The organism is Anaerococcus sp. NML200537, from assembly GCF_026131715.1.
GTDB lineage: Bacteria > Bacillota > Clostridia > Tissierellales > Peptoniphilaceae > Anaerococcus > Anaerococcus kampingae.
Map to the genome: position 1 here is coordinate 1 of NZ_JAMXSL010000044.1, position 16113 is coordinate 16113.

15 protein-coding genes are annotated in these 16113 nt (G+C 38.8%); 2 read left to right on the forward strand and 13 right to left on the reverse strand.

Annotated elements, in window-relative coordinates; all coding sequences use genetic code 11:
* Positions 1 to 483: 483 nt before the first annotated feature.
* From NH288_RS10055 to NH288_RS10115, 13 genes are all read right to left on the reverse strand, one after another.
* Positions 484 to 2595 (reverse strand): glycoside hydrolase family 3 protein, encoded by a 2112-nt coding sequence (locus NH288_RS10055; protein WP_265215078.1) that lies wholly within the window; start codon positions 2593 to 2595, stop codon positions 484 to 486.
* A 76-nt stretch (positions 2596 to 2671) separates the two neighbouring features.
* Positions 2672 to 4063, reverse strand: coding sequence for an MFS transporter (locus NH288_RS10060; protein WP_265215079.1), 1392 nt, complete (start codon positions 4061 to 4063; stop codon positions 2672 to 2674).
* Between the two features lie 15 nt (positions 4064 to 4078).
* On the reverse strand, positions 4079 to 5167 hold the full coding sequence (locus tag NH288_RS10065) for a Gfo/Idh/MocA family protein (protein ID WP_265215080.1): 1089 nt from the start codon (positions 5165 to 5167) through the stop codon (positions 4079 to 4081).
* The gene (locus NH288_RS10070) at positions 5167 to 6021 is read right to left on the reverse strand and encodes a sugar phosphate isomerase/epimerase family protein (protein ID WP_106461476.1); all 855 of its coding nucleotides are present in this window, start codon (positions 6019 to 6021) and stop codon (positions 5167 to 5169) included. Before NH288_RS10070 ends, NH288_RS10065 begins: the two co-directional genes overlap by 1 nt.
* A complete protein-coding gene (locus tag NH288_RS10075; RefSeq protein ID WP_265215082.1) occupies positions 6014 to 7039 on the reverse strand; it encodes a Gfo/Idh/MocA family protein in 1026 nt (341 codons plus the stop codon). The genes NH288_RS10070 and NH288_RS10075 overlap by 8 nt, the downstream gene beginning before the upstream one ends.
* Positions 7040 to 7043: 4 nt before the next feature.
* Positions 7044 to 8213, reverse strand: a complete 1170-nt coding sequence (locus NH288_RS10080) for a Gfo/Idh/MocA family protein (RefSeq protein WP_106461474.1) — start codon at positions 8211 to 8213, stop codon at positions 7044 to 7046.
* Between the two features lie 335 nt (positions 8214 to 8548).
* Complete coding sequence (locus NH288_RS10085) at positions 8549 to 9574, reverse strand: sugar kinase (RefSeq protein WP_106461473.1); 1026 nt, start codon at positions 9572 to 9574, stop codon at positions 8549 to 8551.
* A complete protein-coding gene (locus NH288_RS10090; protein WP_265215087.1) occupies positions 9574 to 10200 on the reverse strand; it encodes a bifunctional 2-keto-4-hydroxyglutarate aldolase/2-keto-3-deoxy-6-phosphogluconate aldolase in 627 nt (208 codons plus the stop codon). Before NH288_RS10090 ends, NH288_RS10085 begins: the two co-directional genes overlap by 1 nt.
* A gap of 66 nt (positions 10201 to 10266) precedes the next feature.
* Positions 10267 to 11679 (reverse strand): glucuronate isomerase, encoded by a 1413-nt coding sequence (gene uxaC, locus NH288_RS10095; protein ID WP_265215089.1) that lies wholly within the window; start codon positions 11677 to 11679, stop codon positions 10267 to 10269.
* A 63-nt stretch (positions 11680 to 11742) separates the two neighbouring features.
* Positions 11743 to 12813, reverse strand: a complete 1071-nt coding sequence (uxuA, locus tag NH288_RS10100; protein ID WP_106461470.1) for a mannonate dehydratase — start codon at positions 12811 to 12813, stop codon at positions 11743 to 11745.
* Positions 12814 to 12879: 66 nt separating this feature from the next.
* Positions 12880 to 13884, reverse strand: a complete 1005-nt coding sequence (locus NH288_RS10105) for a LacI family DNA-binding transcriptional regulator (protein WP_265215092.1) — start codon at positions 13882 to 13884, stop codon at positions 12880 to 12882.
* A 232-nt stretch (positions 13885 to 14116) separates the two neighbouring features.
* Positions 14117 to 14671, reverse strand: a complete 555-nt coding sequence (locus NH288_RS10110; RefSeq protein ID WP_265215094.1) for a chromate transporter — start codon at positions 14669 to 14671, stop codon at positions 14117 to 14119.
* The gene (locus NH288_RS10115; protein WP_265215096.1) at positions 14661 to 15218 is read right to left on the reverse strand and encodes a chromate transporter; all 558 of its coding nucleotides are present in this window, start codon (positions 15216 to 15218) and stop codon (positions 14661 to 14663) included. The genes NH288_RS10110 and NH288_RS10115 overlap by 11 nt, the downstream gene beginning before the upstream one ends.
* 72 nt (positions 15219 to 15290) lie before the next feature.
* Between NH288_RS10115 and NH288_RS10120 the strand changes: the two genes are divergently transcribed.
* Both NH288_RS10120 and NH288_RS10125 read left to right on the forward strand, forming a co-directional pair.
* The gene (locus NH288_RS10120) at positions 15291 to 15782 is read left to right on the forward strand and encodes a dihydrofolate reductase (protein ID WP_265215097.1); all 492 of its coding nucleotides are present in this window, start codon (positions 15291 to 15293) and stop codon (positions 15780 to 15782) included.
* Positions 15772 to 16017 (forward strand): hypothetical protein, encoded by a 246-nt coding sequence (locus tag NH288_RS10125; protein WP_265215098.1) that lies wholly within the window; start codon positions 15772 to 15774, stop codon positions 16015 to 16017. Before NH288_RS10120 ends, NH288_RS10125 begins: the two co-directional genes overlap by 11 nt.
* Positions 16018 to 16113 lie beyond the last annotated feature (96 nt).

The window sequence follows — 16113 nt, forward strand, 5'->3', positions numbered from 1 at the left end:
GCTAATTTATTTAAACTTATTTCGCCTTCTTCGTATTCTTTTATTACTTTTTTCTTTAATTCTAAACTATATTTTTTCATTGCAGCCTCTTTTCTAGCTACAACTTTTGGGGAGTCCTACACCCCCTCACTGGTTCCCCCTAAGACCCCCTTTCGCTACACCCCCTCTGCTCCTTAGGCGGAGTGCGAAAGAGGAAGATTTTTTTCAAAAATCTTCTTTGGTATTGCGGATTACTTCGTATTTGGTTAGGCTTGTTCTTAGTGATTTAAAATCAAAAGTCCCCTAAAAATCACAATCTAGTCCAAATGTACTTTTTGTAGTTACTTGTCGTCTCAGTAGTTACAGTATTTATATTTAATTATAGCTGTCAGTGTGATTTTCTTAACGGGTACTTTCGATTTTAAATCTGCTTCATTTCCAATTGTTTATCTTTGGTCTACTTAAAATTTTTACCTATGTAGGCCTGGCTGAGCCAGGCTTTTTTTAGTAGCTTAGGCCGTAGCCTAGTTTGTATTCGTTTCCTTCTTCGTCTTTGTAGGCGTAGGTTTCTTTCATGTATTTGTGTTTGTCGTAGCCTGGGACGTCGTTTGGAGATGCGCAGATTCCGTTTTCATCTACTGCTAGGACTGCTTCGTTTTTAGGGAAAGTGAATGGTAGTTTGCCTGTTGGGGCAAATTTGCCAACTAATACATCTACTTGAGCTGGGATGAAGGTTTCGAAGTTTGCTAAGAGAACGTCTGCATATTTTTCTGCATTTTCTAATAGCCATGGCATGGTTGAGTTGACTGATACTAGAAGTTTTGCATTGTTTTTGTCTGCTAGCTTTCTGTATTCTTCTAATTTTCCTATATTTGCTACTGTTGTTTCTGTGTATTCTGAGCCGTCTAGGGCTTTATTTGTTTTTTCTTCACATAGGTCTAATTCTAGGAGGCCTGGAGTTGCTGAGAAGTAGTTGCCTGATTTAGGTGTGATTTGTACAAAGATTGCTTCAGCTTCTTCAGGGCTATCTACTAGGATGATGTCATCCCTATCTTTTAATTCTTTTAGCGCTTCATTTCTAAAGGTTTCTGCCTTGTCGGCTTCCTTGTGAAGGTAGTCGAAGTATAATTTTGTTTTTTCCTTTAGTGGAAGAGCATTTTCTTTATTTTTTAATAATACTACAGATCTTTGGTGGGCTGAGTAGGCTTTTTCTAGGTTTTTCTCATCTCTTACGATTTCTTTTGCCTTTGCTGGGTCTACGTAGGTTTTCTCATCGAAGAGTCCTAGGTCAAACATTTCTTTTAGGAGTCTTACATTTGCTTCTACTAGTCTTTCGTGGGAGATTTTGCCTTCATCATAGGCCTTGATTATCCAGTGGCTCTCGTTGGTGTCTGAGATTAAATCTACCCCGTTATTTACTGCATAGGCTGCACGGTCTTGTTTTTCAAGATGCATTACTCCCCATGCCATGTTATCTAGGATACCTGAGTCTGAGTTGATGTAGCCTTTAAAGCCCATGTCTTCTCTTAGAATATTTTGGATGAAGTATTCGTTGAAGGCGAAGCCTACTGGCTCAAACGGAATCCTCTTGCCCTTGTAATTTTGTACTGCTGATTTTTCGTGGGCAGGGATTGAGTAGTAAGGCATGATTGATGATACATTTTTATCTACTACTGCCTTAAATGGTGGCATATGGTATTTTTCTAGAGAGCCTGGTGTCCTATAAACGTTGAACTTACCTTCTGCATAGTGAGGGTCAAAGCCGTTTTCTCTTGCTCCTCCACCTGGGAAGTGCTTCATGGTCATGGCTACTGATTCTTCGTTTACTTCTTCGCCTTGGAAAGCATCTAATAAATCTTCGCCTGCTTTTGTGATTAATTCTACATCTTCACCGAAGGTTCCGTAAAATCTTTGCCATCTTGGGTCTGTGGCTGTATCTAGCATGTACATATAGCCTTTTCTAAGGCCTGAATATTTCCACTCATCTCTTGCTATCTCGCCGAATTCTTTAAAGATTGAATAGTCATAGTCCCCATCTGGGTGGTAATTTCTTGCCTTATCTCCTAGATATACTGCTGCAAGGCCTAGGGTTGATGGATATGTTGTAAATACTCCTACTGCATCATTCATTCCGAAGGTTCTTTCGGCATTTTCATTTCTTGAGTTTGATGCTATTATTACAGGTATACCTAGACGGCTTTCTTCTGCCACTTCATTTAAGGCATTTACCCATCTTGCTATGTCTTCTTCAGAGAAGTTTTCTCTTAGGATAAAGTGTCTTAGTCCCATTTCCTTGATGTGCTTTGTTGAACCGTGGTTTATTTGACCGATAAAGATATTTTTATCTTCGTATACTTCTTCATCTAGGATGCCATCGTGGCTTGTTTTGGACTTATCTTCTTGGGCTAGACCCATTCTTTGGCTTTTTATTACCATATTTCCTGCAAGCTCTTCTACAGTCATCCTGTTTGCAAGATCTCTTGCCCTTGTTTCTGAATCTAATCTCCAATCTTCATATGGATCAAGAACGCCATTATCGTTTAGGTCTTTAAATTTTAGTCCTTCTACTTCTAGGATATGTTTGCTTCTAGTTTCTAGTTTTGGTTGTCTTTTCATGTGACTTCCTTTCTCTTTATAATTTTTGAAAAAAGACCCCCAGTTGGGCTGGGCCACTTAGGAGGTCGATTTTTTATTACTTAAGCTCTCTCTTATCTTCTAGATATTTGTTGTTTTCTTCAACTTGTTTTTTGCTTAGTGGATATAGGAATAGTACCACTATTCCGCCTAAAGGTAGTGCTATAGCTGGGATTAGAGTTGCTATGTTGTAGATTCCTAGGGCTACTTCTGGTGTTTGGGTTGCAGCGCCTTTTACAAATCCTACTGCTGATAGGGCAAAACCACCTAGACCACCTGCGAAGGCTTGGCCTAATTTTCTAGCAAATGAGTAGATAGCGTATACTTTTCCGTCATCTCTGACTCCATTTTTGATTTCTAGGTCATCTATTACGTCTGTAATCATTGCCCAGGTTAGGGTGTTGAAGATGCCTAAGAATACGTAAGCAATTCCTGCTCCTGCTAGGAAGACATACATATTTTTAACTTTTAATACATAAAGTATAAAGTAAATTGCTCCTGAACCGAATAAACCGATAATTGTCGCTTCTTTTTTACCAATCTTTTGGCCAAGTTTCATGGCTGTTGGTGCTGTTACTAGCATTGGTAGGGTTGTTACAAGGCCTGCTAATTGCATACCTGTTGAGTTACCAAAGTAGGTTCCATAAACATAAGCGTTCATTGAACCGATTAGAAGCATACCTAGTAGTAGACAGATTGATACTAGGATTATTGATAGGAGGGATCTCTTGTTTAAGACATTTCCTATACCTGATATAATGCTTTCCTTTTCTCCGCCTGATTCTCTAGCTATATCTACTCTTTCTGTTACAAGTTTATAGCAAAGAAGGTAGGATGCTATTGCCATAAGTCCGTATAAGCCTGCTACTACTGGGAATCTTTCTTCTAACAAGACGTCTGCTTGGCCAGGGACTTTTTGATATAATAAGTATGGTGTTAGGGTACCAATTACTAGCATTGCAATTGTAGCACCTAGGGTTCTAAATGTGGATAATTCTGTTCTTTGGTCAGCTTCTGGTGTGATAGCTGATGCCATGGATCCATAAGGAATGTTTATAAAGGTATAGCATAATGAACCCCAAAGAATGTAGGTTGCATACATTATGATTACTTTCATTCCGTAGTCAAAGTCTTTAAATCCTGTTTGGAAGAGCAAGAAGCCTGCAACTGCTACTGGAACTGCTCCCCATTTCATAAATGGTCTAAATTTACCGTCCTTATTACCGGCAAATCTATCTACGATTGTTCCCATACCTACATCTGTGAAGGCATCTACTAATCTTGATACGAAAAATAGTCCACCTACAACTTTTGGGTCAATTCCCCAAACGTTGGTATAGAATAACATTAAAAAGGATGATACTAGAGTGAAGGTAAAGTTGTTACCTATATCACCAAAGGCGTAACCTATCTTATCTTTAATGCCAAACGGTTTTATATTCTTATTCATAATATTCCCTCTATTTTATAAGTTCGCTTTAATAATTTCTGCTTGATCTTGGCATAGTAAGCAAAGCTCTTGGGCCTTGAATATATGCTCTTGGGTCATAGCATTTTCTGTGCCATTTAGAGAATCTAGAATCATTTCCCCGAAGAATGGGAAGCCTACTTTGCCATTGGCTCTTATATGCTCTTCCCCATTTTCATCTACTACAAATACATGATCGCCTGTAGCTTCTTCGCCTACATTTGTATATTTTCTAACTTCTATATAGCCTTTTGTGCCTGTAATGAAGGTCCTGCCATCTCCCCAAGTTGAAAGTCCCTTTGGGCTAAACCAGTGGACCTTGTAGAAGAAGGTTGCTCCATTTTCACCTACTAGGGTCGCATCGCCGTAGTCTTCTAGCTCTGGTGTGTCTGGGTTATTGTAATTTGCTACCTTAGCTGAAATGACCTTTGCATCATCATTGCCAGTGTAATATAAAAATTGTTCGATTTGGTGGCTTCCTATGTCTGCTAGGATTCCGCCGTACTCTTCTTTTTTGAAAAACCAATCTGGACGGCTTTCCTTATTTAGGCTGTGTGGGCCAAATCCTGTTACTTGGAGGACTTTTCCAATCCTTCCTTCTTTGATTAATTCTCCTGCAAGGATTGCTCCTTCTACGTGTAGCCTTTCTGAGAAGTAGACAAAGTATCTCTTGCCTGTTTCTTCATAGACTTTTTTAGTTTCTGCTAGCTGGTCTAGGCTTGTAAAACCGGTCTTGTCTGTGAAATAATCCTTGCCTGCCCTCATAACTTTATTACCTAGGGCGCTCCTTAGATTTGGGATGGCCGCTGCTGCTACCATCTTGATTTCTGGGTCTTCTAGGATTGTATCAAGAGAATCTACCGCCTGAGCTTCTGGGAATTTTTCTCTAAATTCTTCGATTTTTTTAGGGTCTTTGTCATAGACATAAACTATATTTGCTCCAGCTTCTTTTAGGCCATTGCACATGCCGTAGATATGGCCATGGTCTAAGGCAGCTACTGCTACCTTAAACTGGCCATCTTCTACTACCTTGTTGGCTTTGCCAACTGGAGCGTAGTTCATGCCGTCTTTTTTATTTACTGCCATTAGAATAGGTCTCCATAGCCATTTGCTACTAACCAATCATAAGAGATTTTTAGTTCATTAAATGGATCTCTACCGTAGGATGAGTCTTGTTCTACTAGTAAGTATCTACAACCTGATGCTATGGCTTGGTCTGCACACTCTTTTAGTGGAAGTGATCCTTGGCCTAGTGGTGCAAATCTTACCCTGTTGTCAAAGGCAAGTCTGAAGGCTTCCATATCTGTCCTTAATAAGTCTACATCTTCCATGGTTAGTGGCATTACTTCGTAGTCTTTTAGGTGGACTAGTTCTACCTTGCCTGCGTATTTCTTTAGAATATTTACAGGATTTTCTCCACCTCTTTGTACCCAGTGAACATCTAGCTCAAAGCCTAGCTCTGGAGCATTTTCTGCTATGATATCTAAGAGATATTTGCCGTCATATCTTACAAATTCTACGTGGTGGTTGTGGTAGTAAAGCTTGATGCCTTCTTCTTTTAATTTTAGGGCAAAGTCGTTAGCTTTTTTTGCAAATTCGATTGCCTTTTCTAGGCTTGCCATCTTATCAAATGGAAGCATTCCTATTCTTAGTAGGTCTGTGCCTACAGCCTTACAATCTGCTACGATTTTGTCAAAGTCAGTGTCAAGGGATTCTTGGCCAGGAAACATTGACTCTACTGCTGCTGACATTGAAGCTACTTCCATGTCAAAGTCCTTGCAGGCTCTTATGATTTGGTCAATGTTTTCCTTGCTTGTCTCAACTTGGGATACTTCTACTGATTTGTAGCCGATTTCGTTGAGTTTTTTGAAAGTTTCGTAAGGTCCAATTTCTTTGAATGCATCAACTACTGTTGATGCTTGTACTCCAATTTTAGTCATTTACTATGTCCTCTTTCTTTATTTCCTTGCCAGTTTCTGATGAGTCCATCATTGCTTGGATAATTTGCATGGTTTCCATCGCATCAGCTAGGTCACAATAATCATCTGTGTCATTTATGATTGCCTCATAAAATTTGTTGATTAGCTTTTCGTGACCTGCCCCGTAATAGTCCTTGGTTTGGTCTGATTTGTCATCTTCTGCTAGCAGATTTAAGTGTCTATCAAATAGTCTGTTTTCTTTTATAGTGTATTTTTGCTTTTGTGTTATTACTTGAAGCTCTATGGAATCTGTGATTGAGTAGGCGTTTGTTGCTACGAATAAGCCGTTTACCCCGTCTTCGTATTTGATAAAGGCGCTTGCTGTATCTTCTACTTCGATTTCCTTATTCATTAACTTCGATAGGGTGGCTGTTAGGCTTTTCCAATTCTTGCCTGTCACATAGGCCATGAGGTCTAGGGTGTGGATTGCTTGGTTGATTATTACTCCAGCTCCAGCTTCCTTTTTTGTACCTCTCCATGGGGCCTGCTTATAATAGGCCATGTCCCTAAACCAGGTGACAAGTCCTTTTACTCCAAAGACTTCTTCTTTGTTCTTTTCAAGTTCTTCTTTTAGTTTTACCACTGTCTTGTTGTAGCGGTTTTGGAAGCAGATACCAAGTTTTTGCTTATCCTTGTATTTCATATAGTGATCATAGAGGGCTTTTGTCTCTTTATATCCAACATCTACTGGCTTTTCGCAAAATACGTGAAGTCCCTTATCTAGGGCATATTTTGCTACCTTGGCGTGGAGATAGTGAGGAAGGCAGATGTGAACTACATCTAACTCTTCCTTATCTATCATTTCCTTATAATCGCTATAGATTGGTGTGATGTCACAATGAGTGGCATCACACTTTTTCTGAGCAAGGTCTGTATCTATATCGCAAACCGCTGCAAGTCTTGCGTGTGGCGATTGATTTATTGAGTGTAGGTGGATGGGAGATACTGTCCCTAGTCCAATTACTCCAACTTTTAGCATAGCCTTACTTTCTTTCTTCGAATTTTCCTTCTTCTCTGATTTTTTCGTTTAACATATCTAGGTATTTGTCATCATCAAAGTCTTTTACGCTTACAGGCTCGCCTAACCAGCTTGATAGGTGAACAGCGTTTGCTAGTCTTACGCCGTTGATTCCTTCTGCTCCATTTGCTAAAAGCTCTTCACCGTCTAGGATATGAGCTGCAAAGTTTCTCATTACTTCACAGTGTTGGCCGCCCCAAACTGAGTTTTCTTCGATTACTTCTACATCAAATAGTTCATCAAATTTCATTTGACCTGCAAAGAGCATTCTTACATCTTCTACAGTCATTCTTGCGTTTAGGTCGTTTTCTGTTTCTTTTAGTCTATAGATTGTTGCCTTTTTAGAGTCATCTACTACGATTTTTCCGCCGTCACATACGATTTCTAGTCTGTCTGTACCTATGATTTCGTTGGTGTTTGTTACAAATACGCCTGTTCTTCCATCATCATATTCCATTATGAAGTGTACTTGGTCATCTACTACTATGTCTCTTTGGTAACCGTAGTGGACGCTTGCATATACCCTATCTGGTGCACCTGTCATCCATTGGATTAGGTCTAGTTGGTGTGGTGCTTGGTTTACAAGGACTCCACCACCTTCGCCGCCCCAGGTTGCTCTCCATTCAGATTGCTTGTAATAAGCATCTGGTCTCCACCAAGTTGTGATAATCCAGTTGGTTCTTCTGATTGGGCCTAGTTCTCCAGAATCTAGAATTTCTTTTAATTTTCTGTAAAGTGGGTTTGTTCTTTGGTTGAAAAATAAAGCATAAGCCTTATCAGATTTTTTAGCTACTTCGTTTAGCTCTTTTACTTGTTTGGTATAAACACCTGCTGGTTTTTCGTTTAGAACATTTACTCCATGCTCGAGGCCATAGATTGCCATTTCTGGGTGAAGATAGTGAGGTACGCAGGTTACGATTCCTTCTACAAGTCCTGAATCTATCATTTCTCTATAGTCTTCAAATATTGCTGCTTCTGGGAAAAGTTCCTTAGCTTTTTCAAGTTTTTCTTTGTCTATATCACATACTGCTGTTACTTCTACATTTGGTACCATATCTTTTGAGATGAAGTTACCATACATTGAACCTTCTGTACCAAAACCAATTATTCCGAATTTTAATTTTCTATCTGCCATTTTTTTCTCCTTTTACTCTTTTATTAATGATAAGTAATATATACCAATCGTTTTTAGTTCGCGAAAGCGTTTGCCAATATTTTGTAAAGCTAGGGAGGGGATGGCCCTCCCTAAGTTTGTTGATTATCTGATAAAATCCAAAAGTAAGCGTTCCGTTCGGAGGAAATTTCAAGAAATTCAAAAGGAAATAATTCGCCCGTAAATCGCACTGTTTGAGCGTTAGCGAGTTTGCAATTTACAGAATTATGAGTTTTAGAATTTCTAAATTTCCGCAGTCGGATAAGCGTTTTTGGATTTTATCTTTGCTCCGATAGGAATACTCCCGTTCTTCTATCTTATCTTTGAACTCTTCCTGATGTGTCACCGCCTACAAGTACTTCTACTTCTTCTCTAGACATGTGGTTGTAGTCGCCTTTGATTGTGTGTTTTAGAGCTGATGCTGCTACACCAAAGTCAAGGGCATCTGCTGGAGATTTGCCATCTAGTAGGCCTGTGATTAGTCCTGCTGCGAAGCTGTCGCCGCCGCCTACTCTGTCTACGATTCTTACATCGTATTGTGGAGCTTTGTGGAAGTCTTTTCCATCATAGATTAGGGCTGACCAGCCATTATCAGATGCTGAGTATGATTCTCTTAAGCTTGATGCGATCATTTCAAAGCCGAATTCTTCTTTCATTTGTTTGAAGATTTCATGATATGCTTCTACATCTAGCTTACCGCTTGTTACATCTAGGCCTTTTGGTGTAAAGCCTAGTGATAATGATGCGTCTTCTTCATTTCCTATACATACGTCTACATATTGCATTAAATCTCTCATTACCTTTTGAGCTTCTTCTGGTGTCCATAGCTTAGCCCTGTAGTTAAGGTCGATTGATACCTTTGCACCTGCAGCTTTAGCAGCCTTCATTGCTTCTTTTGTGATTTCTGCGCCTTCTTTTGAGATTGCTGGTGTGATTCCTGATGTATGGAACCATTTAGCATCTTTAAAGATTTCTTTAAAGTCAAATTCGCTTGCCTTTGCTTCAGCTATTGCAGAGTTGCTTCTGTCATAGATTACCTTTGATGGTCTTGATGAAGCGCCTGTTTCTGAGTAGTAGATACCAACCCTATCTCCGCCTCTTACGATATAGTTTGTGTTTACGCCGTATCTTCTGAGGGAGTTTACTGCTGCTTGTCCGATTTCATGTGTTGGAAGTTTTGTTACAAAGTATGCATCAAAACCATAGTTTGCTAGTGAAACTGCTACGTTTGCTTCTCCACCACCATAGATAGCATCAAAGCTATTTGCTTGTACAAATCTCTCATATCCTGGTGTTGAAAGTCTTAGCATTATCTCGCCAAGTGTTACTACTTTTTTACTCATTATTTTCTTACCTCCGCAATTTTTTCTAAATATTCTCTTGATTTTTGTGCTATTTCTTCTCTGCTGCCCTTAACTAGGTTTGAGCCTGCTCCTACTGCTACTACGCCTGCATCAAACCAGTCTTTGATGTTTTCAAGGCTTACACCGCCTGTTGGCATGATTTGGAAGTGTGGGTATGGGCCGTGGATTGCTTTTACATATGATGGTCCTGGAAGGGATCCTGGGAATAGTTTGATGATATCTACTCCGTATTTATATGCTTCAAGCATTTCTGCTGGTGTTACGCAGCCTGGCATGTAAGGGATGTTGTAGATGTTGCACATTTTTGCAACTTCTTTGTCAAATGATGGAGAAACTATAAATTTAGCTCCGTTCATTATTGCTAGTCTTGCTGTTGTTGGATCTAGAACTGTACCTGCTCCTAGTAGGGTATCAGCTGGAAGTTCCTTTTGGATTCTTTGGAATACTTCTATAGCGTTTGGAATTGTAAAGGTTACTTCTAATGTGTTGATTCCACCATCTAATAGACCCTTACAATACTCGATTGCTTGGTCTGCTGATTCTGCTCTTACTACTGGAACTATTCCTAGTTCTAGGACTCTTGAAATTGTTTGAATTTTACTCATATATGCTCCTTTATTTTTATTTTCTAAAGGCTTTTGTCTTTTTTTCTGGCAAAGGCCCTCGCCTTTTTATAAGTCTATTTTTATAAATTTGATTGCGTTGTTATAGCAAATATCTTGGATTACCTTGCCTAAAAATTCTTCATCGGCTGGATATTCGCCAGTTTCTACTAGGCCACCTACAAAGTCACATAGGATACGTCTGAAGTATTCGTGTCTTGGATATGATAGGAAGGACCTTGAGTCTGTAAGCATGCCTACAAAGTTTGCAAGAACTCCTACTGATGAGAAGACTTTCATTTGCTCAATCATGCCTTCTTTGTGGTCTAAGTGCCACCAAGCTGTACCAAGTTGGACATCTTGCATGCCATTGTCATTGGCCCTATTGAAGGATCCGCCAACTGTTGCTATTGGATAGTTGTCTTTTGGATTTAGTGGGAATACCAAGAGTCTTGGTAGGCCATCATTTTCTTCAAAGGCTGAAAGAAGATTTGCATAATTTTCTGCATAAGCTAGGTCGTTTTGTGCATCTCCGCCCACATCTGCTCCAAGTTTGTCAAAGAGGACCTTAGAGTTATTTCTTATAACCCCTACGTGGATTTCCATTGCCCAGTCAAGTTTTTTGTATTCTTTTGCTAAGAAAATAGCCATTTCTGTCTTGTATTTTTCTTCGCATTCAGGGCAAACATTCTTTCCAGAAAGTTTCTTTTCTACTATCTCATTAAGCTCTTCTTCGCTTGCTCTCTTGTAAGGGATAAAGGCAAAAGCTTGGTCTGAAGCCATGCAGCCTAGTTCTTTAAAATATTCCATCCTATTTACAAGGGCTTTTTTGATATCTGTGTAGTTTTTAATTTCAATGCCTGATGCATCAGAAAGTTTCTTGATATAGTCAGCAAAGCCTTCTTTTTCGATATAAAGAGCATTGTCTGGTCTGTAAGCTGGGATTACTTTTGTTTTAAAGCTTTCATCTTCTGCTAAAAGCTTGTGATATTTGAGCTCTTCTGCTGGGTCATTTGTGGTACAAACTGCAGCTACATTGCTCATCTCTATTAGGCCTCTTGGTCTATATTCATCTTTGGCAAGAATTTCATTACACTTATCAAATACTTCTCTTGCATTATCCTTATTTAGTGGATAGTCTATGCCAAAGTAGTTTTTAAGCTCTAGGTGGGTCCAGTGGTAGATTGGATTGCCTATTAGCTTTGGCATAATCTCTGCATATTTTTCGAATTTTGCAAAATCATCTGCATCGCCTGTGATGTATTTTTCATCAATACCATTAGCTCTCATTACTCTCCACTTGTAATGGTCTCCACCAAGCCAAGCATAAGTAATTGATGGAAGGTTTTTATTTTCGTAAATCTCCTCTGCCTCTAGGTGGCAGTGGAAGTCGAATATTGGCATATCTTTGGCATATTTATGGTAAAGATTTTGGCCAAATTCGTTTTGAATCATAAAATTATCATCTAAAAATTTCTTCATAAGACCTCGCTTTCTTATATTTTTACATTCAAAGTCCTAGGCCAAGGGCCTAGTTACTTTGCTTTATCTATCTTTTTTATCGAGTGCTTCCCATAGACCGTTTAGGTAAGCAACACCAAGGGCTCTGTCATATAAGCCATAGCCTGCTCTACCCTCTTCACCCCAGATCATTCTGCCGTGGTCTGGTCTTAGGTAGCCGTCAAAGCCATTGTCGTGAAGGGCTTTCATTATTTCATACATATCTAGAGAACCGCATTTAGAAAGGTGAGCTGATTCGTAGAATTGTTTTTCGCCAGTAAACTTGATGTTTCTAGCGTGTATTGCTCCAACTTTTCCTCTCTTGGTAAAGTCAGCAATTATTTCAGCAACATTATTTTCTACTCTAGATCCTAGGGAACCTGTACAGATACAAAGTGTATTTGATGGGCTGTCTACTAGGTTTACGATTTTTTCTAAGTCTTCTGGAGTAGATGTGATTCTTGGAATATCAAAGATTGGCCAAGCTGGATCATCTGGGTGAACAGCCATCTTGATGCCTACTTCTTCACATGTTGGGATAATTCCTTCAAGGAAGTATTTGTAGTTTTCTCTTAATTTATCTTCATCGATATCCTTATATTTATCTAAAACTTCTTCTAATTGGGCAAGTCTTTCTGGTTCCCAACCTGGAAGCTCGAAGTTTCCTGCTCCATCAAGGATTTCATTTACCATATCACGTGGGCTTAGGCCTTCTACCTTGGCTTGGTCAAAAGCAAGGGTATTTGATCCATCAGGAAGAACCTTGTAAAGTTCTGTCTTAACCCAGTCAAACACTGGCATGAAGTTGTAAATTACTGTCTTAACTCCACAAGCAGCGACATTTCTTAGGGACTGTTTGTAATTTTCGATATACTTATCACGACTTGGAAGACCCATCTTGATATCTTCGTGAACGTTGATAGACTCGATAATCTCACATTCAAGCCCTACTGCATGGCATTTGTCAACATATTCCTGGAAGACATCCTTCTCCCAAACTTCTCCTGCTTCCCATTCATTCATCATCACCATAACCCCAGTAACTCCTGGAATTTGAGCGATATACTCTAATGATATAGGGTCATCGTTACCATAGTGTCTAAATGTCATTTTCATAGGTGTTCTCCTCCTTTAACCTAAGCACAATTTATAATAAAAGTCCTTCGACTTCATATAACAAAATCAAATAGTCGTCTCTTTTTCAACAAGTTTAGCCTTTAAAACAATATTAGTATTGGCTGAATCATCATTTTCTAAAAGCTTCATCAAATTATCTACTGCAATATTAACCTGGTCGCTAATCCTTTGATCAACAGAAGTAATAGCTTGGTTAGTGTAATTAGTCGCCTGGATATTATCAAAACCGATAAGGGCCAAATCTTCAGGAACCTTAAAGCCTTCCTTAGCCAGATACTTATAAGCCACAACCGCAAGGCTATCAAGTTCAAATTGGATAGCATCAAAAGTAGGGTTTTCCTTAAGAAAAGACATCAGCTTATCAAAATCCTTATCAAAATCTTTAATCTTAAATTCATGGAAATCACTAGATCCATAATACTTATCAAGAGCCTCGATAAAACCAGCCTTCTTTGCTAGATACGACCTAGAAGTAAAACCGGTATCAAGGGATACATAAAGAATCTTCTTGCAAGATGACTTATGTAGAAGCCCCACAGTCTTATCCATAGCATCAGCTTCGTCAATATAGACATTAACAATAGAATCAACCCTATCCCTGCTAACAACATTCAATAAAGCTGTCGGAATATCGTTGGATAATTCAGAAAGTTCCTTATAAAACTTATCTTCCTCATAGGTAGAACCGACACCGATAATAGCCTCAACCTGATTTTCAATCAAAACATCAAGATAGGCAAGCTTTCTACTAAGCTCATCAGTCGTCACACACAAAATCGTAGTGTAACCCTTATCAGTCAAAATCTTTTCAAGCTCATAGGCTGATTGAGATTCAAAATATCCCCTAATATCAGGAACCATAATCCCAATCAGCTGGGTAGATTTCTTGGCAAGGGACCTTGCAACCCTATTAGGTTTGTAGCCAGATTCCTTGATAATCTCCTCGATAATCCTCCTAGCCTTGTCGCTCACATTCTTTGAATTATTAATAACCCTAGAAACCGTAGCAGTAGAGTAACCTGATTTTTTCGCAATATCGTAAATATCCATTCTTACCTCTTTCAAAAATCCTTACATCTTGAAAATAAAATGTAACCGCTTACAGGTCTCCTCAATTAAAAGTATATACGATGAAAACGCTCTTGTCAATAGATATTTAAAAAAATCTTTAAAAATTTAAAAAATAAGCCAAGTTTACAATCGTATTCATTATCTTTATACCCAAAAAATAAGAAGATAAAGACAAAAACGGCAAAAATTTTGCCGTTTTGTAAAAAAATATTTAAAAGATAAAATTCAAAAACAAATAGACTGATCCGCCCGCTAGCATCACTTTTATTGGGTCTAGGTCTTTTTTTAGCATAATAATCAGCGAACCTAGAAATATTCCAAGCATTTTTATATCTATAGCCTCAAATGATGGGGGCATTTCGCCAAAAAGAGCAGTTTTTCCAATATCTATTCCTGCTATAAGGATCATCACCACTATGGCTGGCCTTAGGTATTTTAAGATATTTTCTATAAGGGCCAAATCCTTATATTTTTTGTAAAAATATGAAAGAATTCCCACAATTATTGCCGATGGTAGGATGCAGCCGGCTGTGGCTACGATCGCTCCAGCAAGTCCTGCAACCCTCGTTCCTACAAAGGTTGCGGAATTTATGGCAATAGGTCCTGGTGTCATTTGGCTGATGGTGATTAGGTCGTTAAATTCGCTAGCTCCAAGCCAGGCATTTTCTACCACTACCTCTTGTTGGATGAGGGGTAGGGCTGCATAGCCTCCCCCGAAGGAGAAGAGGCCGATTTTTATAAAGCTTATAAATAATTTAAGAAGCATGCTTTCTCCTTTCAATAATCGAACTTATTGTGCCAAGGACTATCAGGCTTAAGATTATATAGACAATATTGACCTTAAAAATAAAGGCTGCTATAAAGGCTGCCACCATTATGATTGGGGCAATTTTTGACCCTTCCTTTAGGATATCCTTACTCATGTCGTAAGATACCTTAAAAATCAGAGCGGCAATGGCTGCCTGCATGCCCTTTAGAAAGGTTGCTATATAAATATTTGAGATGAAGGCCTGATAAAACATCGAAATTACCGATATGATTATAAGGGGTGGTAGGCTTGTGCCAAGGATTGCAACGACCATGCCAGGGATCCCTCCTATTTCATAGCCTACAACCACAGATGCATTGATTGCGACAGCTCCTGGTGCCGACTGGGCTATGGCTGTCATATCGAGCATTTGCTCTTCATCTATCCATTTTAATTTATCGACAAAACTATCTTTCATAAGGGTTATGATTACATAACCACCTCCAAAGGTGAAGGCTGAAAGATAGAAGGTTGACTTAAAGATTTGCCATAATTTATTTTTCATATCTACCTCTTTCTCCTTACACTTTACTATTTATTTTCTATCTTTCTTGGGTATAAATAAATCGGAGGGATTATGAAGGTAATTTTAGCAGTTGATAAAAATTGGGCCATAGGCAAGGATAATAAGATGCTTTATGACATAAAGACAGATCTTGCCAACTTTAAAAATACGACCATGGGATCGGTTTTAATTATGGGAAGGAAGACCTTCGATTCAATGGGCAGGGCCCTACCAGGTAGGGAAAATCTGATTTTATCTAGAGATAAAAATCTAAAAAGAGAGGGTGCTAAGGTCTTTAATGACATAGCTAGCCTTCTTTCTTATGTAAAAAATCTCGATAAGGAAACTTTCCTAATTGGAGGGGCTGAACTTGTAGACCTGCTTATAGATTATTGCGATGGAGCCATCATTACAAAGATTGATGCCACAAGACCTGCAGAAATTTTCCTTCACAATTTCGATGCAGATCCTAATTTTAGGATAAAAAGTGAGTCTGATCCAATTTTTGAAAATGGACTTAGCTTTAAATATGTAGAATATGAAAGGATAAAAAATGAAAGATAAGATACTTTTTGTAAGCGACCTCTGCCCAGATTGTGCAACTATCCTAGCAGAAGCCAAGGAAAACCAAGAAAAATACGCAGAATACGACATGGTAAATATCACATCATCCATGCCAAGCCTTAAGCTATTTCTAAAATATAGGGACACCCTAGATGGCTATGCTGATGTAAGGGCAGCCCACAGGGCAGGAGTGCCTTCTGTAGTTATTGGAGAAAATGAAGTAGAATTTTTATAAAGAGAAAAGACCAGCTAAAAAAATAGCTGGCCTTTTTGATAGGCTTCATCAGGTTTTCCTATCATAAGAATGAATCTTTAAAATTCTTAATAATAT